The sequence below is a fragment of the Thalassotalea euphylliae genome (genome assembly GCF_042682785.1).
Taxonomy (GTDB): domain Bacteria; phylum Pseudomonadota; class Gammaproteobacteria; order Enterobacterales; family Alteromonadaceae; genus Thalassotalea_F; species Thalassotalea_F euphylliae.
Genome location: NZ_JBHUIB010000001.1, coordinates 1,006,423 through 1,027,696 on the forward strand (window position 1 = coordinate 1,006,423; position 21,274 = coordinate 1,027,696).

Sequence of the window (21,274 nt, forward strand, 5' to 3'; positions counted from 1 at the left end):
TATCGACAAAATGATGGTTAATTATGCATTTATAGTTTAAATCATTATCAACAGGATTCAAACGCGACGAAGCGGTTTTATTTCCGTTTTTTAGGCACCCATGCCCAATTCATCAAACATTCGATCGGTTCTTGACCTGACTCATCTGTAATAGTAACCGCAACCACAAGATCGCCCTTTTCTGCACTTTCGATAGTTTGAATTTGCTCTGTCGTTAAGGTAGCAATTGCTTTCAAATCACCTTGCATTCGACGGTTATAGTTTACCGTCATTGATTTTAGCAACGGTAGATGACTGTCAGGAACATTCATGCCAAACACAATGCCTGTTGCCGACTCTGCCAAAAGCGACGCCGCAACCGCATGGACACCACCAATATGATTTTGCACACGTTTACTATTAGCAAGCGACAATTCCGCGTCAGTATTTGAAATACGATGTATTTTTACGCGCGAAGTATTGGCGTACTTTACCTGGGAACAAAATAGTTTAGTTAACAAGTACTCATGACTAAATTTGGGGAGTTTATAAACCGTTTTTACTAATTTGCTGAATTTATTGGCCACGTGATCTCTCCATCGATTTTTACTCCATTATTTAGCCTACTGGTCAGACCTGCAAGTTTAATTTATTTTCCTCTTCGCACTCACTGTTCATTAAATAGACATATTATTGTCAACGAATGGTCACAAACTCTATTTATCGTTCGCTTATGACTGTATTGCACGATATGTATCAATACGATTTACGCCTACTTCGGTGGTGTGTTAAATCCCATTATCATCGCAAGTTTATCAACTGCGTTAGGGGCATTTCTCGCACTGGCGATGGCTACATGCAGGTTATCGTACCTACCCTAGTAGCGATGTATTCACAAAGCATAGCTTTTTTTATGCTTGCGCTAATCGCTTTCGCTTTAGAGCGCCCCATTTATTTCGTGTTGAAAAACACGCTGAAACGCCGCCGCCCACCAGACATAGTGCCAAACTTTAAATGCCTAGTAACACCGTCTGATCAATTCAGTTTTCCTTCAGGGCACACTATGGCTGCGTTCTTATTAACAGGGCTGGTTGTTGTTGAATTTGGCGCTATTGCCATACCTATGTACTTATGGGCTACAGCCGTTGGCGCCTCACGCGTGATATTAGGTGTGCACTTCCCCTCAGACATATTAGCGGGCGCCACCCTCGGTTCTCTCATTTTAATTGGAGTTGTATAAGCTGTATGAAAATACTGTTCGGCATTCAAGGAACAGGTAACGGGCATATCTCTAGAGCAAGAATTCTCGCCAAGTATTTAGCGGAACATCAGATAGACGTTACATACCTCATCTCAGGGCGCGAAAAAGCGAAACTCTTTGATATGGAAATTTTTGGTGATTTTTGGCATCGAAAAGGCCTTACATTTGCGACCAATGACGGCAAGATTAACTATCTTGAGACCTTTAAACAAAACTCAGTGCTGGAATTTATTCGTGATATTCGTGCTTTACCGGTTAGAGACTACGATTTGGTTATCACCGACTTTGAGCCTGTCAGTGCCTGGGCAGGTAAGTTAGCCAAAGTGCCTGTGCTTGGCGTTGGCCATCAATACGCCTTCGGCGAAAATACACCGCTTGCCGGCGAGTCTATGATGGCAAAATGGATAATGCAGAATTTTGCACCTGCAAATAAATCGATTGGCCTGCACTGGCACCCATACAGTGACAATGTGCTCCCCCCGATTATTGATACCAACTTAAGCCCAGGTGATTTGGGCGAACATATTTTGATTTATTTACCTTTTGAAAATCAAAAATTGGTGACCCAGGTATTAAATCAACTTCCCAACGTTAACTTTATTCAGTATTCACCTGAGTTAATTGACGGTCACCAAGGGAATGTTGCGTTGCGTAAAACGTCATATCAAGCGTTTAAAAATGATTTGGTCAGTGCTAGAGGTGTTATCTGTAATAGTGGCTTTGAGCTGATAAGTGAGTGCTTGCACCTAGGGCTTCCTATTCTTACAAAACCACTTAACGGACAAATGGAACAACATTCGAATGCGTTGGCATTAGAGCAATTAAACTATGCCAAGGTTACCTCCGAGATTAGCTTACCCATCGTTTCGCAATGGTTAGAAAAGATGAATGTACCGCAAGCTCGTCCGCTCCCAAACGTGGCAAAGTCGATAGCTGAGTGGGTTGCACAAGGAGCCAAAGACAGTCATCAACAACTGGGTAAATCACTCTGGCAAAAGATGGCAGATAATTTATGAAAAGTAAGAAGCGAAAATACTCGTTTTCGCTTCACATTACTCCAGCATTAGGCTTTAAATGGCCCAAACTTTTATAATTTAAAAAAGTGTGTTTGATATACTTTTAATTCTTCGATAGATTCTCGAATATCATCTAACGCTAAATGTGCACCAGCTTTTTGCACTTTATCGAGTACTTCAGGCTTCCAGCGTCGAGCTAACTCTTTAACAGTGCTGACATCAAGGTTGCGGTAGTGAAACCAATCTTCGAAATCTACCATGTATTTGTTAATGAAACGACGATCTTGGCCAATACTATTGCCACACATCGGTGACTTACCTTTAGGCACATACTGTGCAATAAATTCAATCGTTTTTTCTTGTGCCGTAGCCAAGTCTGTCCTGCTATTTCGGCAGCGTTCAGTTAAGCCTGATTTTCCATGATGTTCAATACACCAAGGGCTCATATTGTCCAACACGTCATCTGGCTGATGAATAGCGAACACAGGTCCTTCAGCAAGGATATTTAGTTGGCTGTCCGTTACGATTGTGGCGATTTCTAGAATTACGTCCTCTTCAGGTTCTAACCCGGTCATTTCTAGATCTAACCACACTAAATTTGTATCACTTACACTCATGAAGGTCTCTTTATACTGACTATATTAGATGCCGCTTGGCTAACCATTAGCCGAGCAGCTAATAAGTCAGTATAATACGTGACATTTATCAATATTGAAAAGCCAATGTTAATTGTTGGCTGCAGCCCTATCGAGTCAACGTGGCAAAAGCAAAAAAACTGACCAAAGGCCAAGCGCGCCGAATTCGCGCGAATCAAGCCAAAAAACTACGCCAAAAAAGCGATGCCGTTGAGTGGCAGGATAATGAACTAGGTGCTCCGCAAGAAGGCACCGTTATAAGTCGCTTTGGTCAACACGCCGATATCGAAAATGGACAAGGTGATACATTTCGCTGCAACTTGCGGCGAGGCGTAGCCTCATTAGTTTGTGGCGACAAAGTACTTTTTAGAGAAGGTAAGTCTAATGAACACAGTATTTCTGGTGTTGTAGAAGCAGTTCATGATCGCAGCTCTGAATTAAGTCGACCTGATGTTTATGATGGCCTAAAGCCTATCGCCGCAAATATCAGCCAAATCATTATTGTCACCACGGTTCTGCCCGCTTTTAACCCTGACATCATAGATCGCTATATCGTTGCGTGTGTGCAAACCGGCATCAAGCCTGTCATTTTGCTTAATAAAGTAGATTTAATGGATGAAGAGCTCGCTGAAATCGTAGAACAACAGCTCGATATCTATCGCGATATTGGCTATCAAGTGCTTTACGCCAGTAGTGCCTCAGGCGATGGTATTGACGAATTAAAAACGCAGCTGAATAACGAAACCAGTATATTCGTAGGTCAATCCGGTGTCGGCAAATCGACACTGGTAAATTCACTAATGCCAGAACTGTCATTAGATACACAGGAAGTCTCTGAAAACTCTGGCCTTGGGCAACACACGACCACTGTTGCTAGACTTTACCATTTTGCCGATGGCGGTGACCTTATCGATTCTCCCGGAATTAGAGAATTTGGCCTGTGGCATTTAACGGCCGAACAGGTTGCAGACGGTTTTATTGAGTTTGACGACTACTTGGGCACGTGTAAGTTCAGAGACTGCAAACACAAGGATGACCCCGGTTGCGCCTTGGTCGCCGCTGTAGAAGCAGGCGAAATTTACCCTGAAAGGTTGGAAAGTTACCAGCGCATAGTCGATAGCTTAGACACAAATAATTTAACATCAAGATTTAAACATTAATTTACGAGGATATTTGAGTGGTATTAGACAAGATTAAAATCGGTCTTCAGTATGCGATGCCGAAACATGCATTGTCACGATTAGTTGGGAAGTTCGCCGCTGCAGAAGCTGGCTGGTTTACCACCCAAGCAATCAAATACTTTATCAAAGCATATGACATCAATATGGACGAAGCGAAGCTTAAACGCCCGCAAGATTTCGCCACATTTAACGACTTCTTTACACGTGAACTGGAAGATGGCGTACGAACGATTGACGATAATGCCTCAACACTGTGCTATCCGGTAGATGGCAAAATAAGCCAGCAAGGCGATATTTCTCAAGGTCAACTTATTCAAGCAAAAGGCTTTAAATACAGTTTGCAAACACTACTAGGCGGTGATGAAACAACCGCTGCGCCTTTCCAGGACGGCAAGTTCAGTTGTATCTATTTAGCCCCAACGGACTATCACCGTATCCATATGCCAATGGACGCTACGCTGCGTGAAATGATTTACGTGCCAGGCGATTTATTCTCTGTAAACCCACTAACAGCCAATAATGTACCTAATTTATTTGCCAGAAATGAACGCGTTGTCACTGTGTTCGATACAGCAGCTGGGCCAATGGCTATGGTTCTTGTCGGCGCGACCATTGTCGCGAGCATTGAAACAGTCTGGGCGGGTACAATTACCCCCCCTGCAGGTAAAGACGTGTTCCGCTGGCACTACCCTGCTTCAGGCCCTGGTAGCATTCATCTGAAAAAAGGCGATGAAATGGGTCGATTCAAATTAGGCTCAACCGTCGTGAGCACATTTGGTCCGGGTATGATTGAATTCAACGAAACTGCTGGACCAGGCACAGTGACGCGTTTAGGCAAGCACTACGCGGACGTTGTTGCTAGCCAACCTGAAATCGACGCTGAAGAAAGCTAACTTGATGAAAGTCTTCGCTCATCGCGGTGCTAGTGGTGACTTTCCAGAAAATACACTTGTTGCATTTGAGCAAGCGATTGCACAGCAGGCTGATGGTATAGAGCTTGATGTGCAATATCACTCAGGCGCTGACAAGTGGTACGTTATCCACGATTTCTATGTTGATACCACCACTTCAGGTAGCGGCCTATTGAAAGCCATGCTACCTGCTGAGCTTGCTTGCTTGCGTGGTAAAGACGAATTGCCTTTACCGACGTTGGAACAAGCGCTGAGTGCTATTGCAGGTCGATGCCCCGTCAATATCGAAATTAAAGAGCGAGAGGTTGAACAAAGCTACATTGAGTTGTTGGTTGAAGACTTGCGTCGTCGTTTAGCTGTTGCTGCTTCAACCTCACAATATTCGTGGTCTAGTTTCATACTATCCAGCTTTAACCACTCGATACTCCATGCTTGTAAGGCCAAGTTACCTCAAGTAAAAACAGGTGCGTTAATTGCAAATATCCCAACCAATCTGAGTGATTGTGCTGCTGAGCTAAAGGCTTCTTCACTTAATATCGACCTCAATAGTCTAAACAAAGTGCTGGTTGATCATGCTCACCAACAAAATATAGAGCTTTGGGTGTATACCGTTGACAGACCCGAGGATGTTCGTTGGTGTATGGAACTTGGTGTAGATGCCATTTTTTCTAACTTTCCACAGCGTAGTAAAGCCTTGATTCATGACCATGAGAACCAGTAAAGTTCACGTTTATTCAATAGCTTAACCTTGTAACATTTTTTTTCATTTGCTCAATTAATCATCACAGGATACGATTAGGTTCGTAAAAAAGCATTTGCCTTGGGCAAAAATATAAAGATGGAAGGAAGTTTAAATGGCTAGAGATAACTCAAGCATTAAGCCAACTGAAGCAGAATTGTCGCTCCTTAATGTCCTCTGGGAAATAGGCCCTGCAACAGTTAGACAAATTCACGAAGCGGTAAGTGAAAGCCAAAAAACGGGTTACACTACCGTTCTAAAAATACTGCAAATCATGCATGAGAAATCATTAGTGATTCGCGACGAAAGTAATCGTGCTCACGTTTATGCTGCTGCAAATAGTGAGATGCAAACACAGTCTTCATTAATCAAAGACCTGATCAGCCGTGCATTTGGTGGTTCAACGTCTAAACTTGTATTACGCGCAATAGACGAAACAACGTCTAAAGAAGAAATTGACGATATTCGTCAACTGTTAGACAGCTTAGAGAAATAAAAAAGCAAAACGATAAATGCCAGAGACACTGATTAATCATCCTATATTGCAAACGCTAGCAATCACCATTATCCACTTTTTGTGGCAAGGGGTGCTTGTGGCTGCGGTATTCAAGGTGTTGATCTCGTTTATTTCTGACAAGCACCCTCAGTTACGTTACGCATTGGCATGTGCAGCCATGCTAGCTTGTTTAATTTTACCCGTTGCTACATTTGGTTACTACTTCGAACCTGTTGCTAATCAATCGATTTCCCACATTGGTATCCTTCCCATCGATAACTTGCAACAAAGTTTTGCGCCCGTTGCAGCCAGTGACTGGTATCAAAAGACAGTAGATTACCTGCCGTTTTTATCAGTAGCTTGGCTAATTTGGGTAGCCTTCTTAACCGTAAGGTTGTTGCTGGATGTCGCTGGCGTACAACGATTACCTTATCATTCGCACCTTGCGCCAGAACCAGAAATGCTGGCAAAGTTTGCACAGTTAGCAAAACAGATAGGGCTCAATCGCGTTCCCAAGTTAGTGATTTCCCTCAAAGCAGAAGTACCAATGGCCATAGGTTGGCTAAAACCGGCTGTTTTGATGCCAGCTAAAATGGTAATGGGGTTAACACAAGAGCAGTTAGAAATGCTGCTTTTACACGAACTCGCTCATATTCGTCGTCATGATTATCTTGTGAATTTTTTGCAGACCTTGGTAGAAATATTACTTTTCTTCCACCCTGCGGTGCACTGGATTGCCAAACACATGCGTCAAGAACGTGAGTATTGCAGTGACGATATTGCCGTAAGCCATTGTGGTAACCCAGTCGCATATGCGCATACATTGACCGACACTGCTGCTATTTGCAAAGGCCATCATCATGCCACGATTCCGACAATGGCAATGGCAGCGTCGGGTGGCGACCTAAAAGAGCGCGTCGTGCGCTTGGTCAATCATAGCTGTACTGATAGCAACGACCCTGGAAAGTGGCTGGCGGGACTAACCATAGCGTTTGCCTTATTTTTGATTGCCGCCAAGCAAGTCGTGAGCTTACCTACTCTCGATATTCACGCTGGTGCCGTTCCATCTCTTTCTCTCAATTCAGAAGAGAATTTTAACCCGTTACCCGTCACAAGCATTGCACAACAATTACTCGCGCCTGAAAAATCTGAGCGTAAAATCGTTAAACCCGCAGAAACGCTAACGAAACCAGGCATTGTAGAAACACCGGTTAACACGATAGTTAGAACAAGCGAATTAGAAGCTATCGCACCTACGGTGAAAGAGGTTATTGCTGATACGCCGCCACCTGTTGAAAAGCCCGAAAAGCTTGTTGAAATATTAGCGAGTAATGAACAAGTCATCGGTAAACCAGCCTTAAAAAAAGTGGTCAATAAACCACCTATTGCTCAGGTTCAAGAAGATAAAATAGCAGCTACGATCATTGATGAAGAAGTTGAGCTCACCCTGGCAAATATTGAAGCTAGAACAATTAAAGCAGATCGAGTGGTAAATGAACCAAAAGCGCTTGATGCCATACGAACATCAAGTAGCATCTCGGCTCCTTCACCCATTGCTTTAGCTGATGAGAGTCAAACCTTCACGCAACTTGATCAGCCACTGTTTGAAGATAAATCTGAGTTTAGTTTGCTTGAGCAGCGCTACCAAAGCGAGCAGCGCCAATTGCTTGAACAAATAAGCACCCGCGAAGAAGCTAAGCTATTAGAAGCGATTGACCCCAAATACCCTTCTGTTGCTAAACGCAAAGGAATCGAGCTTGAAGTATTCGTCAACTTCACAATTGATGAAGCTGGCAATGTTATCGATATTCAGTTTGAGCAGCAAAGCAGACTATCATATTTTAGGACGTCCATTACTGCAGCGATGAAACAGTGGAAATTTGAACCGGCACGTATCAACGGGGAAGCGGTTCAGAGTAAGATGTCGAAGATTTTCTCTTTTAATCTAAGTTAGTGACATTCAAAACAGCAATAGATTGCGAGCGATAATTCGCTCGCCTAACCACTAGAACGGTTATTCTGCTGCCGCCTCAGCACGCTTCCCTTTTCGAGACTCCTGAAATTCATCCCATTTTTGTTGCTGTTCTTCGGTCAATACGTAATACATAGCATGGCGAGTTTTTGCCTTAATAAGCGCTGCTTGTGCGAATGTATCTTGGTACTGACTATAGAGCGCTGTAAATGCCGCTTCGTCAAACACTGGGCTATCTTTTAGGGCCTGCACTTGTTCGCGGAAATTTTTAACTTGTTCACGAACCGCTTCACCTTCCGCTTTACTGTCTTCCTTTATTGCTTTGATTTGCGTTTTTTGCTCTTCACTGAGATCTAAGTAACGTGCCATAAAGCGCATTTTTTTGGCGCTATGATGTTTATCGTGGCGAACGCCATCGCTATCGGCGTATGCCATACTCAGCGGAGCAGCTAAAATGCCAGCTGTAGTTAACGCGATTAACGTATGCTTCATTGTTGATGATAGATTCATTTGCATTGTCCTCTCTAACAAGTTCAAATGCATTATAGAAATTGCAATGCAAAGAAACGCAAGCAGTGTGTAAAGCTATGTAAAGATTACCTTGCCCCTAAATGTTGCTTGGTAGAATGCTGATATCGAACACACTAAGGTGGCAATTGTGGCAAAACATATCTTAATTATTGATGACGACAAAGAACTAACTGAATTACTCTCTGAGTACTTAGCTTCAGAAGGCTTTCGAACCAGTGTATGCAATGACGGCGCAAGCGGGTTAGCAAAAACCTTTGACGACAGTGTAGATTTAATTTTATTAGATGTGATGATGCCAAAACTGAATGGCTTTGAAGTACTGAAGGCGCTCGGTGGTTCACACCCAACACCTATACTGATGCTGACAGCAAAGGGCGACAACGAAGATCGAATTCAAGGGTTAGAGCTGGGAGCTGACGATTACCTTGCAAAACCATTTCACCACAAAGAATTGATTGCACGCATCAATGCGATTTTCAGACGCATTGAGATTGTGAAGCAACAAAAAGGCAAAGCGACCCAACTGAGTGTAAATCAGGTCTTATTAGACAATGCAACACGCGAAGTGACCTGCCACGGCCACGAAGTTGTTTTAACAGGCACCGAATATGAAATGCTGCATTTACTTGTCAGTCATCACGGCGAAATCGTCAGTAAGGATGATTTATCTGAGCAGGTATTGGGGCGGAAATTGAGCCCCTTTGATCGCAGTATAGACATGCACGTTAGCAATATTCGACGTAAATTTCTTGCACATGAAGCCAGTGACAAAATTAAGACCGTTCGAGGTGCTGGCTATATTTTCCTTACGGGTGAAGCTTAGTGGCTAATCATGTTGTTAAGCAGTTAAGTTCGATAAAGATAAAGCTGTTTCTTTGGTTTTGGCTTGTGACGATTTGTGCCATCGCTGCAACAAGGTTTGTCTCTGTTCAGTTAAGCCAGCAGCATATTCAAGTTACGTTAGATGAAGAAGACTTGAGCCGCTTGCATATGTTTGTTGACGGCGTAAATCGTTTTCAACCTGCCGATCTTAAAACCTTCATCAAAGCCTTATCCAAGCGAGCTCGGGTAAAGATGTTTGTGCGCCATATTGTTGTGCAAAATATAAATACAGGCGAGTTGCTACTGGGTGATAAACGCCACCAACAAGATATTGAAAATTTTTTAGACAACACATTAATTAATGAACCTAGTACCTGGCTAATACCTCGCACTCGTTTAACAGGGCCACTGGAGTTTTCGCTTAACGATCAAGAGTTTCGAGTTTTCTATCAACGAAAATTCAAGCACCCTAATTCCGTTGGCGCAATATTAATGCAGCTACCACCATGGGCTCGATTTGGTACACCGCTACTGGTCAGCTTTATCTTGTGCTGGTTTTTGGCGCGTTCTTTAAGTAAACCACTGAGTGACATGGCTAATGTTGCGCACAGATTTGGACAAGGTGACTTAAAGGCTCGTGTTCAGGGACATGGCAACCGTAATGACGAATTAGGTGAATTAGCCAAAAACTTCAACGACATGGCCGAGCAATTGTCGGTAAATGTTTCCGCTCATCAGCGTTTAATGGCTGACGTTTCTCATGAGCTTCGTTCACCGCTAACCAGATTACAAATGGCTATCGCGCTATCACAGAAAAACCAAGACAACGCGGCTGAATTAGAGACTTACCTTGGCCGCTGCGAACAAGAGATAGATAAGCTCGATTCAATGATTGATCACGTTTTAGTGCTATCTAGACTCGAAAATAGTACTCAACCAATCAATATCGCGCCTTGCGCTATTTCACCCTTAATCGACTCGATTGTAGATGACGCTGCATTTTTAGGTCAGGACAAGCAGGTAGATGTTTCATTGAAAAGACGTATTAACGCTGATTTGATGGTGAAGATTGATAGCCAGTTAATCGCTAGTGCAATTAGCAACATCATAAACAATGCCGTCAAATACAGCCCTGAGCGCTCTGTTGTGTCCGTTTGTTTAGAGCAAAAAGAGACAAATATCTGCATTACCATCAGCGACCAGGGAGACGGTGTTCCTGCTGCAAGCATACCTAGGCTTTTCGAACCCTTTTATCGAGTAGCTGACGCAAGAGACAGAGCAAGTGGTGGTACAGGCCTCGGTTTGGCGATTGCCAAGCAATCGATTCTTGCCCATCAAGGCTCAATTGTGGCAGAAAACATTGCCAATGGCGGTTTGTTAGTACGGATCGTATTTCCTGTCGGTTAATCTGCGCTTTATTTATGACTTAAATGACGTAATATAACTACGCCTTCAATCAATTTTATAACCAGATGAAATCAATAATACATGGATGCCTAGCACTGCTTATGACAACGACAATTGCCACAGCGAACCCGCTAAGTTTAACGACCGAAGAGCAGCTCGAAAGTCGTTATAACAATGAAATAAGGGCATTTTGGCAACAGGGACAATTCAGCAGTTTTACAGGCGTTGATGATGTAAAAATTCGCTATGCCCAATTTAGCCAAGCGAATAACCCGCAGTGTTTAGTCATAGTACCTGGACGCTCTGAAGGCTACCTCAAGTATCAGGAGTTAGCATACGACATTTCACGATTGGGTTTTGATATTTATATTATTGATCATCGTGGTCAAGGCTTGTCAGAGCGAATGCTTGCTAATAAACACAAAGGCTACGTAAATCATTTCGATGACTATAGCGAAGACTTAAACACCTTTGTTAATGACGTAGTTTCAAAGGATTGTAAAAAAGATGTTTTTCTACTCGCCCACTCTATGGGAGGCGCTATCAGCGCGCGTTATCTTCAGCTTTATCCGGGCAAGATAAAAGCTGCAGTACTCGCATCTCCTATGATTGCAATTAACAGTGGCGGCATTCCTACTTGGTTAGCCAGCGCTATCATTAATACCGGGGATGGCTTAGCGACTTTATTCGGTCAAGACTCCTGGTATTTCTTGGGTCAAGGCGAGTTTGAGCAAACGCCGTTTGAAGAAAACCAATTAATGCAATCAAAAGCGCGCTACAAAATTTTTACTGATTTATACCAGCAACAAACTGATTTACAGCTAGGCGGTGTCACCTATCGCTGGCTTAACGAAGCACTGGCCGTCAACGAGAATCTTTTTGCAGATATTAACAAGCTAAATACACCTGTTCAGGTATTACAAGCAGGCGATGACACTGTCGTAGATAACCAAGCACAATTTGACTTTTGTGCCGCGCTAAACCAGTCACATGAAGCGTCCTGCCCTGGCGGAAAGCCCTTTGTGGTTGCCGAAGCTCGCCATGAAATTTTCTTTGAAACCGACGCGCTAAGGCAACAAGGTATTGAAGAAGTTATGCGTTGGTTCACTGAGCATGGCGCGTCGATGACGCAATAGGATCTTGGTGAATTATCACCTCACATGGCGATAGCGCTTTTTCTATCGCCATACTTATCGAATCAGCGACTTCATGAGCTTCTCTAAGCGCCATCTCCGCTGGTAGTTCAATATGTACCTGTACAAACTTCAACGGTCCAGCTTGTCGTGTCTTTAACTGGTGATGCCCAAGTACTTTAGACTGCGACTTAATGATTGCTTCAATAGTGCTGATATCCGAAGCACTTAGTTCGTGATCTAGCAATTGGTTTAGGCTTTGCCCGAGTATCGCTTTTACGCCATACAGTAAATAAAACGCAACCAATACTGTAAATACCCCATCAGCTTGCGGCCACATACTCTCTGACAAAATAACCGCAACCAGCACACCAATATTCAGTAAAATATCGGATTGATAATGCAGTGCGTCCGCGCTAATCACTATTGATTGGGTTTTTAACACGACCCAACGTTGAAACCATACAAGCCCAAGTGTCAGAGCAAGCGAAATAATAGTGATTACAATCGCCACCTCACTCTGGTTGATTGCCTGCGGATTGAACAAACGCTCTAGGCCGTGAACAAACAACAGTATTGCTGACGCACTAATAAACGCCGCCTGGGCAATGCCTGCCAAACTCTCTGCTTTACCGTGACCAAATTTATGTTCGTTATCAGGTGGTGCCAATGCAAATTTAAGGACAACCAAATTAAGCAGCGAGGCAAATAAATCCAGTAAAGAGTCAGTGGCTGACGCTAAAATTGAGCTCGCACCGGAAACAAGCCACGCATAAATTTTGATAGTTATAAGGAGAACAGCTACGAGCGTAGACGCCCAAGCTGCGGCTTTGACCCAAAACTGATAAGAAGTTGATGAAATAGCATTTACCTCACTGATACTTTGGTAAGTATAGACCTAATCACCATATTTCTGATGAGTCTTATGAAGCCATTCGTTATAATACGGCCAACATTAATATAGTATTGATTCGCATGTTAAACGTTGTTTTGTTCCAACCAGAAATTCCACCTAATACCGGCAATATTATTCGCTTGTGCGCTAATTCTGGCTTCAAGTTACATTTAATTGAGCCACTTGGGTTTTCAATTGAAGATAAACGTTTGAAACGAGCAGGTCTTGATTACCACGAATTTGCAGACCTAAAGCGCCATGCGAGCTTTGATGCCTTTATTGCATCAGAGCAACCTAAAGCACTCTATGCTATCACTACTAAAGCGACACGCTACCATCATCAAGTCACGTTTAATACTGATGATTATGTCATGTTTGGTTCAGAGACGAGTGGACTGCCAGATGTAGTGCGCGATCAAATTCCTGATGAACACAAAATTCGTATTCCGATGGTCGAAGGTAGCCGTAGTATGAACTTATCGAATTCAGCTGCAGTCATTATTTATGAAGCATGGCGACAGCTTGGCTTTAAGAATGGATTGTAGTGTTACGAACTTCTAAACCCCATATAAAAATAGCGCCTATGGCGCTATTCAAATTTCTTTTCTCGAGATAACAAATCAGAGGCCGCTTTCAGTGCAGGCTTACCCTCATAGAGCACTTGATACACTTGCTCTACAATTGGCATTTCTACACCCTGTCGCTGAGCTAACATATACACTTCTTTGGTGTTGCGGAAACCTTCAACGACTTGGCCAATATCAGCCATAGCGGTATCAACATCTTTCCCTTTCCCCAACGCTAGACCAAAGCGTCGGTTACGAGATTGATTGTCTGTACAGGTCAATACAAGGTCGCCTAACCCTGCCATCCCCATAAAGGTACTCGGCTCTGCGTTTAATGCAATGCCTAAACGTGTCATTTCAGCAAGGCCTCGCGTTATCAAAGCCGTACGAGCGTTTGCACCAAAGCCAATACCGTCTGCCATGCCCGCGCCAATTGCAATTACGTTTTTAACGGCACCGCCTAACTGCACGCCGATAAAGTCATTGTTACTGTATACGCGGAACGTTTTCTCGCAATGCAGTAACTCAGATAATTCATCAACAAAACGTTGATCAGTCGATGAAAGTGAAATTGCTGTCGGCAAGCCAGCAGCCATTTCTTTGGCAAACGTTGGTCCCGACAACACACCTAAGGTAATTTCGTTACCAAGTTTTTCACGCGCGACATGTTGAAGCAAGTGCCCTGTATCAGGGTCTAACCCTTTGGTTGCCCATGCGATTTTTGCATTTTCAGAAATAAGTGGCTTAATTTGGTCAAGCATGTCGCCAAACACATGGCTTGGCACGACAACTAAAATAATGTCACTTGCGGTAACCGCCGTTTCTAAATCACTTTCCAGCACTAAACTTTCAGGAAATTTACTGCCAGGTAGATATTTATCATTGCTTCGGCTTACCGCCATTTCAGCAATATGCTCACGACTTCGCCCCCAAAGGACAGTTTTATGACCATTTCGGGCAAAACAAATAGCAAGGGCAGAGCCATAAGACCCTGCCCCTAAAACAGTGATTTTTGCTGATTGCGCAGCCATAAAATTAGTGAGTTTCTGTACTAGCCGCTTGCGCTTGTTCTTGCTCTTGACGCTTCTGAAGGTACTGAGCAAATAATGCGTCAAAGTTAACCGGTGCTAGGTTAAGTTGTGGGAAAGAACCACGGTTTACTAAGTTAGCTACCGTTTCACGTGCATATGGGAATAACGTGTTAGGGCAGAAAGCACCGATCATGTGTGCTAATTGTGCTTCGCCTACATTACCAATGTTGAAAATACCGGCTTGTTGTACTTCCGCTAAAAACGCTGTTTGGCCTTCAACAGTTGCTGTTGCTGTAACCGCTAGAATGACTTCGTACGTGTTTTCAGCAATTTGGTTTGAGCGAGTGTCGATATCTAACTTTACTTCAGGCTTCCATTCTTTCTGGAAAATCGCTGGAGAATTTGGCGTTTCAAAAGAGATGTCTTTTGTATAAACACGCTGAATTGCGAACTGTGGTTGTGCGTTTTGGTCTTGAACTTGGTTTTCGTCAGCCATGTGAATAATTCCTATATATTGGCCCGAATCAGTTCAGGCACTCATTAATTAGTTATCGATGCAAGACTAGCCTGCAAGTAATTCGTCGAGCTTACTAGCTGCTTCCAAAGCAAATAAATCGTCACAGCCACCAACATGCTTTTCGCCAATAAATATTTGCGGCACGGTTGACCCGCCATTTGCGCGCTCAATCATTTCTGGGCGAAGTGATGGATTTTCGTCAATTTTAAATTCAGTAAATGCAGCTTGTTTATGCTCTAACAATGCTTTTGCTCTGACACAAAACGGACAAAATGCTTTCGTATAAATTTCTACTTTAGATGCCACTAGAACCTCTTACTTTTTCGCTACTGGCAAACCTGCGTTTACCCATGCGTTTAAACCACCTTTTAACAAGTTTACTTGCGCAAAACCTGCTTTAGCCATTTGGCTGGCGACTTTTGATGCTGTTAAACCAGCAGTACATACCACGATAATGGGTTTATCTTTGTGCTTTTCAAGGGCAGCAAAGTCATTTTTATTCGCTTTTTCTAGCGGTAAATGCACCGAATCAATAATACGACTCTTTTTAAATTCTTTGTCAGGGCGAATATCAACAATGACGCCATCTTGCTTATTGACCATTAACGTCATCTCTTGAGGTGACAGTTGTTTAATAGGTGACATTTGAATCATCACAGTTAATACGATGACCCCGATAAACAAGCCAACCCAAAGCGTGCTAAGCATAGGATGGTTCGCGGCAAACGCCATAAGTTGTTCCATAAAAATCTACCGTGTACGAACTTGTTAAAAAACCGGCACAGTATACAGAGTTCATATCGCAAACCCAACTTTAGCGCAGAAATAAGTCAATATTTTTCAGGTGTCGGCTAGTGCTATTCATCTTCTTCTGTGTACAATAATCTTCTCGCTGTAATAAGAACATATTTAGGAAAAACACATGCCAAGTAAAAAGCCCGTGGTGCTACTTATCCTCGATGGTTGGGGATATAGCGAAAAAGAAGACTCTAACGCTATTTTTCACGCTAACACCCCAGTACTAGACGGCTTAAAAGCAAACTATCCAAATATGTTAATTGGTACATCTGGTATGGCTGTCGGCTTACCAGACGGGCAAATGGGTAATTCAGAAGTAGGCCACGTGAATTTAGGTGCAGGCCGCATTGTTTACCAAGATTTCACTCGTATTACGAAAGCCATTGAAGACGGTGAATTTAATGACAACCCTGCACTCACCCAAGCGGTTGATAAAGCAGTAACAGCAGGTAAAGCCGTACATTTATTCGGACTGATGTCGCCAGGTGGTGTACATAGCCACGAAGATCATATTTTTGCCATGATGGAGTTAGCAAAAGCACGAGGCGCAGAGAAAGTGTACTTACACGCATTTTTAGATGGCCGAGACACACCGCCACGTTGCGCACATGAGTCATTGCAAAAAGCACAAGATAAGTTTGCGGAATTAGGCAATGGTCAAGTAGCGTCGATAGTCGGACGTTACTTTGCAATGGACAGAGATCAACGCTGGGATCGTGTTGAAGCAGCGTACAACCTTATCGTTAGCGGTGAAGCAGAATACCAATATTCATCGGCTACAGAGGCACTCGCTGCTGCATATGAGCGTGACGAAAATGATGAGTTTGTAACAGCAAGTGTCATCACAAAACCTGATGGCAATGCCGTTGAGGTCGAAGATGGCGACGCAATGGTATTCATGAACTTCCGTGCCGACCGAGCCCGTCAATTCACCCGAACATTTACCGAGCAAGATTTTGTTGGCTTTGTTCGCAAAAAAGTACCGGCAATTTCAGATTTTGTCATGTTGACCGAATACGCTGCCGATATCAAAACGAGCTGCGCTTTCCCACCAGAAGAACTGAACAATGTGATGGGCGAATGGTTAGCTAAGCATAACAAAACACAGTTACGCATTTCTGAAACGGAGAAATATGCACACGTGACATTCTTCTTTAGCGGTGGACGTGAAGACGAATTCGACGGAGAGCAGCGTATTTTGGTTCCTTCACCTCAAGTTGCAACCTACGATTTACAACCAGAAATGAACTCAGCACTGTTAACAGACAAGCTTGTTGGCGCTATCGAAAGCGGCGATTTTGATTTCATTGTTTGTAACTACCCAAATGGTGATATGGTTGGACATACGGGTAAATTCGATGCCGCTGTCAAAGCATGTGAAGCCGTAGATGCGTCAATAGGCCGCGTTGTGGAAGCGCTAGAAAAAGTAGGTGGTGAGTGCTTAATCACCGCAGACCACGGTAATGCTGAACAAATGGTAAACCCAACAACAGGGCAAGCACACACAGCGCATACGTGTGAGCCGGTTCCTTTAATTTATGTTGGTCGCCAAGCAACGCCTGCGGCGGACGGCTCACTTAGAGACATCTCGCCAACAATATTGCATTTAATGGGCATGGAGCAGCCAGAAGAGATGACTGGCAAGGTACTCATGCAACTTAGCTAACCAGTAATTTGTCGGTAGTAATGGATTTTAGCTTTTTACAACGCTGCTTAGCGGTCATATTTTGTTTAACTAGCTCTTTGGCATTGGCGCAACAGTCGTCAGACAAAGAGCTATCCAAAGTTAAAAAAGAGATTGCTAAGCAAAAAACAGCAATAGTAAAAGTTAGCCAACAACGCCGAAAGCTGGATATGCAGCTAAAAAAAGATGACTTCGCCATCGCTAAGGTGGCAAAGGCCATCAACAAAACGGATAAAACACTAAAATCTACCCGCAGCCGTATCGCACTCCTCAATAAACAAAAAACGAAACTCACTCTAGCAAAGCAACAACAAGAAAAAGCGCTCGCTCACCAGCTTCGTACCGCATACACCACTGGACAACATGACTATCTGAAGATGCTATTAAATCAGCAACAGTCGTCACAGGTGCAGCGTTCTGTCACTTACTACCAGTATCTTAACAAGGCGCGCATCGAAGAAATTGAAACCTTTCAAAAAACCATCGCTGAGTTGGACGCTGTTGCAGCAGAGCTAGAAGAGAAGGAAGAGAAGCTCAAAATACTTCAAGTTACTCAACAGCAACAAAAACTCGCTCTAGAGAAAACAAAAGAAAAACGTAAAAAAACACTTAAAGCCCTACGTAAGGAACTGCTTACTAACCAACAACAGCTCGCCAAGCTGGAAGAAGAAGAAACCGCGTTAATGCAAGCGCTTGAGCGACTAGCACGTCAAAGCTCACTTGCCGCAAACTTAAATGGGCTAAACAAATACAAACGAAGATTAAAGTGGCCTGTCAAAGGTAAAATAAAGCACTCTTTTGGCACACGCAAACAAGGCTACCTGCGATGGAAAGGGGTATTGTTATCAGCACCTGTTGGACAGCAAGTATCAAGTATTCAAGCTGGTAAAGTTTTGTTTGCTGACTGGCTAAAAGGATATGGTTTAGTCACCGTTATTGATCACGGTAAGGGTTACATGAGCCTATACGGCCACAATCAGGCGTTACTCAAAGATGTTGGCGAAACGGTCGAAGCGGGCGAACCTATTGCTTTAGTCGGGCAAAGTGGTGGTCAAAGTGAATCGGGGCTTTACTTTGAAATTCGTCACCGTGGTAAGGCAATGAACCCTAAGATTTGGTGTAAATAAAGCATCGATTTTGCCTACCAAAGCTGCTACGCTAATTTGAAATAACAATAATATATTATGATTTATTCGCTTGTGGCGCGCTTTTCTTTTTTTCTACTACTCCTAATTTCCACTTTCAGTTTCGCTCAACCAGCGCAAGTTGCTATTGTTATTGACGATATTGGATATCGCATGACAGACAAAAACGTGTTGAATATCCCAGGGAAAGTCACCTTTGCAGTTTTACCCCATACGCCGTTTGGCGAGCGCATAGCAAAAGTTGCTAACGCACGTAATCAAGAAGTTATTTTACATATCCCGATGGAGTCAACGCTTGGCAAAAAACTAGGACCAGGTGCCTTAACAAGCGATATGGACGAAAAAGCGCTACGCCAAAGCTTAACTAAGTCTCTTGAAGAAGTGCCGTTTGCGGTTGGTATCAATAATCATATGGGCAGCCACCTAACGACACTAACAGAGCCCATGATTTGGACGATGCAATTTCTAAAGGATAACAACATGTTGTTTTTAGATAGTGTGACTAGCCCTAACTCACTAGGCAAAGCGATTGCAAACCAATTAGGCGTACCGGTGATGAGTCGACATGTATTTTTAGATAACCACTTAAATCATGATTATATTGCAGGGCAATTTAAACAACTGATACGCAAAGCTAAGAAGAACCAGGTCGCCATTGCTATTGCCCACCCTCATCCTCAAACAGTAGAGTCTTTGAGTCGACTAATTCCACAACTTAAACAAAACAATATTGAATTAGTCCCTTTATCTTCGCTTTATTTACGAGAGCATACGAACCTGGCACCAAGTATCAGCGCTGAATAGTCAACTATTCAGCGATTTTGTTATCTTTCATTAGCCTGCGTAAATGACGCACCGGAATAGCATAAGTAATACCACTTGGATTTGAGATAACGGCTTCTTTCGTTTGTTGCACAAACACCTTATTAATCACGGCTACCACCTCACCACTGTCAACATCATACATAGCACTTCCACTATTGCCTGGGTACGCGGTGCCATCCAATTGATACACCATATAGGGATCTCGTAAGCGCTTAAGCATCGTTATGGTCATTTGGCGTGTATCTTTTACGGGTATAACAACAGGCGTAATGCTTGCAATCATCCCTGTATGAGTCACAGGGTACAAACCTAAAATGGCACCGATAGGAAAGCCGGTAAAGCCAACCACTTTGCCCTCAGGATAAAAGTTATCAGACGCAAGCTTCATAGCAGGCAGCGGCTCTCCCTCAATTTTCAGTATCGCCAAATCGTAATACTGAGAAGACGCTATTATCTCTGCTTTTCTCGCTGTTGCTTTCTTTCCTGCGCCAATAAAAACCACCATTTCTTGCAAACGTTCGCTGTTCAATAGCTCAGGTAACACATGGTGATTAGTCGCAACATATTGTCCATTACCGATCACAAACCCCGTTCCTCGCAACTCATTTTTAGGTTGTCCTAACGGGGTATGAACGCCGATACCAACAACCGACGGTTTAATTTGTTTAATGATATTGACCATATCATGGCTATATGCAGAGAAACTTAACGCAATACAGACGAGAATAGTGATTATCTTTTTCATGATGTCCCTTTTTAGAATTTCCGTTCAGGCCGCCATCGACTGACTATTAGTATGCCAATTTTAGGCAAAGATCACAGATCTGAACCATAATTATTTTACGTTCAGGAGAGATATTCAAAATGACAGATAAAATTATTCCTATCATGGCGGGTGGGGGTACCAGACTACCTGCGCATATTGGTATTTTATCCGCACTTGAACAGCTCGGTGTCGAATTTGACGATATTGTGGGTGTATCTGGCGGTAGTATAGTGTCTAGTTTGTATGCATCCGGCTTGTCTTTACCGGATATCAAAAAAATAGCCTTAGAAACCAATTACAATCAATTCAGAGAATTTTCGTTGTTTAAGTTAATCCGTAATGGTGGCTTAAGCTCTGGAGATGCTTTTGAAGCTTGGGTCGATAACTTACTTGATGGTAAAACATTTGAAGAAATGGATAAGCATCTTCATATTGTCGCCACTGATGTCAAAAGCGGTAGACCGGTTATCTTCGATGCAGAGCATACCCCAAACACCAAAGTATCCCTAGCGGTGCGTTTTTCAATGTCAATTCCGCTTGTTTTCAGCTTTAAGCCTTTTGGCAAACGCATCATGGTAGATGGTAGCATTCTGTCAGAAGATGCTTTACACAGGGACTGGGATGGGAAGAAGACGCCAGTCTTATGTTTTCGCTTGCGCGGAGAACAAGAATATGACGATTTAAACGTGGGCGGCATATTCCCCATTTTTAACTACGTTACCCTACTGATTAGAACGTTTATGACTACAATATCGCGGGAATACATCAATGAAGCGTTCTGGCATAACACCATTATCATCAATACGGGTGACTGTTCAGCGGTAGACTTCAACATGACACCTGATAAGAAGCTGAAGTTATTCGAAACCGGCTACAACACAGCGATGGATATTATCCCTGTGAAAACCAAAATCAAGGCACAACCAGTAAGTTCGGTTAACAAACGCGTTGTGCATAGTTAGAC

Annotated in this window: 24 protein-coding genes; 15 read left to right on the forward strand and 9 right to left on the reverse strand. The window is 43.2% G+C overall.

Annotated features, from left to right (window positions below):
* Positions 1 to 77 precede the first annotated feature (77 nt).
* Complete coding sequence (locus tag ACFSJY_RS04590; RefSeq protein WP_386031578.1) at positions 78 to 566, reverse strand: DUF4442 domain-containing protein; 489 nt, start codon at positions 564 to 566, stop codon at positions 78 to 80.
* A 146-nt stretch (positions 567 to 712) separates the two neighbouring features.
* Here ACFSJY_RS04590 and ACFSJY_RS04595 point away from each other — a divergent pair, with 146 nt between their 5' ends.
* Together ACFSJY_RS04595 and ACFSJY_RS04600 are read left to right on the forward strand one after the other, a co-directional pair.
* Positions 713 to 1,219: a phosphatase PAP2 family protein gene (locus ACFSJY_RS04595; RefSeq protein WP_386031580.1), complete on the forward strand. Its 507-nt coding sequence runs from the start codon at positions 713 to 715 to the stop codon at positions 1,217 to 1,219.
* A gap of 5 nt (positions 1,220 to 1,224) precedes the next feature.
* Complete coding sequence (locus tag ACFSJY_RS04600; protein WP_386031583.1) at positions 1,225 to 2,256, forward strand: MJ1255/VC2487 family glycosyltransferase; 1,032 nt, start codon at positions 1,225 to 1,227, stop codon at positions 2,254 to 2,256.
* 71 nt (positions 2,257 to 2,327) lie between these two features.
* On the opposite strand, the gene orn is transcribed toward ACFSJY_RS04600, so the two are convergent.
* Positions 2,328 to 2,873 carry an oligoribonuclease gene (gene orn / locus ACFSJY_RS04605; protein ID WP_386031585.1) on the reverse strand — a complete coding sequence of 182 codons (546 nt, stop codon included), beginning with the start codon at positions 2,871 to 2,873 and terminating at the stop codon, positions 2,328 to 2,330.
* Positions 2,874 to 3,013: 140 nt separating this feature from the next.
* Between orn and rsgA the strand changes: the two genes are divergently transcribed.
* The 5 genes from rsgA to ACFSJY_RS04630 all read left to right on the forward strand — a co-directional run bounded on the left by rsgA (position 3,014) and on the right by ACFSJY_RS04630 (position 8,172).
* Positions 3,014 to 4,051 (forward strand): small ribosomal subunit biogenesis GTPase RsgA, encoded by a 1,038-nt coding sequence (rsgA, locus tag ACFSJY_RS04610; protein WP_386031587.1) that lies wholly within the window; start codon positions 3,014 to 3,016, stop codon positions 4,049 to 4,051.
* A gap of 17 nt (positions 4,052 to 4,068) precedes the next feature.
* Complete coding sequence (gene asd / locus ACFSJY_RS04615; protein ID WP_386031589.1) at positions 4,069 to 4,965, forward strand: archaetidylserine decarboxylase; 897 nt, start codon at positions 4,069 to 4,071, stop codon at positions 4,963 to 4,965.
* A gap of 4 nt (positions 4,966 to 4,969) precedes the next feature.
* Positions 4,970 to 5,704: a glycerophosphodiester phosphodiesterase gene (locus ACFSJY_RS04620; protein ID WP_386032224.1), complete on the forward strand. Its 735-nt coding sequence runs from the start codon at positions 4,970 to 4,972 to the stop codon at positions 5,702 to 5,704.
* A gap of 133 nt (positions 5,705 to 5,837) precedes the next feature.
* On the forward strand, positions 5,838 to 6,218 hold the full coding sequence (locus ACFSJY_RS04625; protein ID WP_386031591.1) for a BlaI/MecI/CopY family transcriptional regulator: 381 nt from the start codon (positions 5,838 to 5,840) through the stop codon (positions 6,216 to 6,218).
* Positions 6,219 to 6,234: 16 nt separating this feature from the next.
* The gene (locus ACFSJY_RS04630; RefSeq protein ID WP_386031593.1) at positions 6,235 to 8,172 is read left to right on the forward strand and encodes a TonB family protein; all 1,938 of its coding nucleotides are present in this window, start codon (positions 6,235 to 6,237) and stop codon (positions 8,170 to 8,172) included.
* 60 nt (positions 8,173 to 8,232) lie between these two features.
* On the opposite strand, the gene ACFSJY_RS04635 is transcribed toward ACFSJY_RS04630, so the two are convergent.
* Complete coding sequence (locus ACFSJY_RS04635; protein ID WP_386031595.1) at positions 8,233 to 8,700, reverse strand: Spy/CpxP family protein refolding chaperone; 468 nt, start codon at positions 8,698 to 8,700, stop codon at positions 8,233 to 8,235.
* Between the two features lie 148 nt (positions 8,701 to 8,848).
* Between ACFSJY_RS04635 and ACFSJY_RS04640 the strand changes: the two genes are divergently transcribed.
* The 3 genes from ACFSJY_RS04640 to ACFSJY_RS04650 all read left to right on the forward strand — a co-directional run bounded on the left by ACFSJY_RS04640 (position 8,849) and on the right by ACFSJY_RS04650 (position 12,086).
* On the forward strand, positions 8,849 to 9,544 hold the full coding sequence (locus ACFSJY_RS04640) for a response regulator (RefSeq protein ID WP_386031597.1): 696 nt from the start codon (positions 8,849 to 8,851) through the stop codon (positions 9,542 to 9,544).
* Entirely contained in the window at positions 9,544 to 10,950 is a 1,407-nt protein-coding gene (locus tag ACFSJY_RS04645; RefSeq protein WP_386031599.1) for an ATP-binding protein, read from the forward strand. Before ACFSJY_RS04640 ends, ACFSJY_RS04645 begins: the two co-directional genes overlap by 1 nt.
* A 101-nt stretch (positions 10,951 to 11,051) precedes the next feature.
* The gene (locus tag ACFSJY_RS04650; protein WP_386031601.1) at positions 11,052 to 12,086 is read left to right on the forward strand and encodes an alpha/beta fold hydrolase; all 1,035 of its coding nucleotides are present in this window, start codon (positions 11,052 to 11,054) and stop codon (positions 12,084 to 12,086) included.
* Here the strand turns inward: ACFSJY_RS04650 and ACFSJY_RS04655 are convergent.
* Positions 12,055 to 12,963, reverse strand: coding sequence for a cation diffusion facilitator family transporter (locus ACFSJY_RS04655; RefSeq protein WP_386032226.1), 909 nt, complete (start codon positions 12,961 to 12,963; stop codon positions 12,055 to 12,057). The two genes, ACFSJY_RS04650 and ACFSJY_RS04655, sit on opposite strands and share 32 nt — an antisense overlap.
* Before the next feature lie 95 nt (positions 12,964 to 13,058).
* Between ACFSJY_RS04655 and trmL the strand changes: the two genes are divergently transcribed.
* Positions 13,059 to 13,523: a tRNA (uridine(34)/cytosine(34)/5-carboxymethylaminomethyluridine(34)-2'-O)-methyltransferase TrmL gene (trmL, locus tag ACFSJY_RS04660; protein ID WP_386031604.1), complete on the forward strand. Its 465-nt coding sequence runs from the start codon at positions 13,059 to 13,061 to the stop codon at positions 13,521 to 13,523.
* Between the two features lie 44 nt (positions 13,524 to 13,567).
* On the opposite strand, the gene gpsA is transcribed toward trmL, so the two are convergent.
* The 4 genes from gpsA to ACFSJY_RS04680 form a co-directional block, all read right to left on the reverse strand.
* Positions 13,568 to 14,575: an NAD(P)H-dependent glycerol-3-phosphate dehydrogenase gene (gene gpsA / locus ACFSJY_RS04665; RefSeq protein ID WP_386031606.1), complete on the reverse strand. Its 1,008-nt coding sequence runs from the start codon at positions 14,573 to 14,575 to the stop codon at positions 13,568 to 13,570.
* A gap of 4 nt (positions 14,576 to 14,579) precedes the next feature.
* Positions 14,580 to 15,071, reverse strand: coding sequence for a protein-export chaperone SecB (gene secB / locus ACFSJY_RS04670; protein ID WP_386031608.1), 492 nt, complete (start codon positions 15,069 to 15,071; stop codon positions 14,580 to 14,582).
* Positions 15,072 to 15,137: 66 nt separating this feature from the next.
* The gene (gene grxC, locus ACFSJY_RS04675; protein WP_386031610.1) at positions 15,138 to 15,398 is read right to left on the reverse strand and encodes a glutaredoxin 3; all 261 of its coding nucleotides are present in this window, start codon (positions 15,396 to 15,398) and stop codon (positions 15,138 to 15,140) included.
* Between the two features lie 9 nt (positions 15,399 to 15,407).
* The gene (locus ACFSJY_RS04680) at positions 15,408 to 15,836 is read right to left on the reverse strand and encodes a rhodanese-like domain-containing protein (protein ID WP_386031613.1); all 429 of its coding nucleotides are present in this window, start codon (positions 15,834 to 15,836) and stop codon (positions 15,408 to 15,410) included.
* Between the two features lie 178 nt (positions 15,837 to 16,014).
* On the opposite strand from ACFSJY_RS04680, the gene gpmM reads away from it, so the two are divergent.
* Genes gpmM through ACFSJY_RS04695 form a run of 3 tightly spaced genes read left to right on the forward strand, consistent with a single transcriptional unit; the run spans position 16,015 to position 19,523 of the window.
* Positions 16,015 to 17,556: a 2,3-bisphosphoglycerate-independent phosphoglycerate mutase gene (gene gpmM / locus ACFSJY_RS04685; RefSeq protein WP_386031615.1), complete on the forward strand. Its 1,542-nt coding sequence runs from the start codon at positions 16,015 to 16,017 to the stop codon at positions 17,554 to 17,556.
* A gap of 20 nt (positions 17,557 to 17,576) precedes the next feature.
* Positions 17,577 to 18,701 (forward strand): murein hydrolase activator EnvC family protein, encoded by a 1,125-nt coding sequence (locus ACFSJY_RS04690; RefSeq protein ID WP_386031617.1) that lies wholly within the window; start codon positions 17,577 to 17,579, stop codon positions 18,699 to 18,701.
* Positions 18,702 to 18,758: 57 nt separating this feature from the next.
* On the forward strand, positions 18,759 to 19,523 hold the full coding sequence (locus ACFSJY_RS04695; RefSeq protein ID WP_386031619.1) for a divergent polysaccharide deacetylase family protein: 765 nt from the start codon (positions 18,759 to 18,761) through the stop codon (positions 19,521 to 19,523).
* Positions 19,524 to 19,527: 4 nt separating this feature from the next.
* Here ACFSJY_RS04695 and ACFSJY_RS04700 read toward each other — a convergent pair whose 3' ends face one another.
* A complete protein-coding gene (locus ACFSJY_RS04700) occupies positions 19,528 to 20,289 on the reverse strand; it encodes a S1 family peptidase (protein WP_386031622.1) in 762 nt (253 codons plus the stop codon).
* Between the two features lie 119 nt (positions 20,290 to 20,408).
* On the opposite strand from ACFSJY_RS04700, the gene ACFSJY_RS04705 reads away from it, so the two are divergent.
* Positions 20,409 to 21,272 carry a patatin-like phospholipase family protein gene (locus ACFSJY_RS04705; protein WP_386031624.1) on the forward strand — a complete coding sequence of 288 codons (864 nt, stop codon included), beginning with the start codon at positions 20,409 to 20,411 and terminating at the stop codon, positions 21,270 to 21,272.
* Positions 21,273 to 21,274: the final 2 nt, after the last annotated feature.

What these genes read in the sequence shown, in the direction of transcription:
- ACFSJY_RS04620 (WP_386032224.1), top strand. Translation starts at nt 4,970, where the DNA reads ATGAAAGTCTTCGCTCATCGCGGTGCTAGTGGTGACTTTCCAGAAAAT.
- orn (WP_386031585.1), bottom strand. Translation starts at nt 2,873, where the DNA reads ATGAGTGTAAGTGATACAAATTTAGTGTGGTTAGATCTAGAAATGACC.
- ACFSJY_RS04595 (WP_386031580.1), top strand. Translation starts at nt 713, where the DNA reads ATGACTGTATTGCACGATATGTATCAATACGATTTACGCCTACTTCGG.
- ACFSJY_RS04705 (WP_386031624.1), top strand. Translation starts at nt 20,409, where the DNA reads ATGACAGATAAAATTATTCCTATCATGGCGGGTGGGGGTACCAGACTA.
- trmL (WP_386031604.1), top strand. Translation starts at nt 13,059, where the DNA reads ATGTTAAACGTTGTTTTGTTCCAACCAGAAATTCCACCTAATACCGGC.
- ACFSJY_RS04690 (WP_386031617.1), top strand. Translation starts at nt 17,577, where the DNA reads ATGGATTTTAGCTTTTTACAACGCTGCTTAGCGGTCATATTTTGTTTA.
- ACFSJY_RS04630 (WP_386031593.1), top strand. Translation starts at nt 6,235, where the DNA reads ATGCCAGAGACACTGATTAATCATCCTATATTGCAAACGCTAGCAATC.
- ACFSJY_RS04650 (WP_386031601.1), top strand. Translation starts at nt 11,052, where the DNA reads ATGACAACGACAATTGCCACAGCGAACCCGCTAAGTTTAACGACCGAA.
- ACFSJY_RS04700 (WP_386031622.1), bottom strand. Translation starts at nt 20,289, where the DNA reads ATGAAAAAGATAATCACTATTCTCGTCTGTATTGCGTTAAGTTTCTCT.
- ACFSJY_RS04680 (WP_386031613.1), bottom strand. Translation starts at nt 15,836, where the DNA reads ATGGAACAACTTATGGCGTTTGCCGCGAACCATCCTATGCTTAGCACG.
- gpmM (WP_386031615.1), top strand. Translation starts at nt 16,015, where the DNA reads ATGCCAAGTAAAAAGCCCGTGGTGCTACTTATCCTCGATGGTTGGGGA.
- ACFSJY_RS04600 (WP_386031583.1), top strand. Translation starts at nt 1,225, where the DNA reads ATGAAAATACTGTTCGGCATTCAAGGAACAGGTAACGGGCATATCTCT.
- ACFSJY_RS04695 (WP_386031619.1), top strand. Translation starts at nt 18,759, where the DNA reads ATGATTTATTCGCTTGTGGCGCGCTTTTCTTTTTTTCTACTACTCCTA.
- secB (WP_386031608.1), bottom strand. Translation starts at nt 15,071, where the DNA reads ATGGCTGACGAAAACCAAGTTCAAGACCAAAACGCACAACCACAGTTC.
- gpsA (WP_386031606.1), bottom strand. Translation starts at nt 14,575, where the DNA reads ATGGCTGCGCAATCAGCAAAAATCACTGTTTTAGGGGCAGGGTCTTAT.
- ACFSJY_RS04625 (WP_386031591.1), top strand. Translation starts at nt 5,838, where the DNA reads ATGGCTAGAGATAACTCAAGCATTAAGCCAACTGAAGCAGAATTGTCG.
- ACFSJY_RS04635 (WP_386031595.1), bottom strand. Translation starts at nt 8,700, where the DNA reads ATGAATCTATCATCAACAATGAAGCATACGTTAATCGCGTTAACTACA.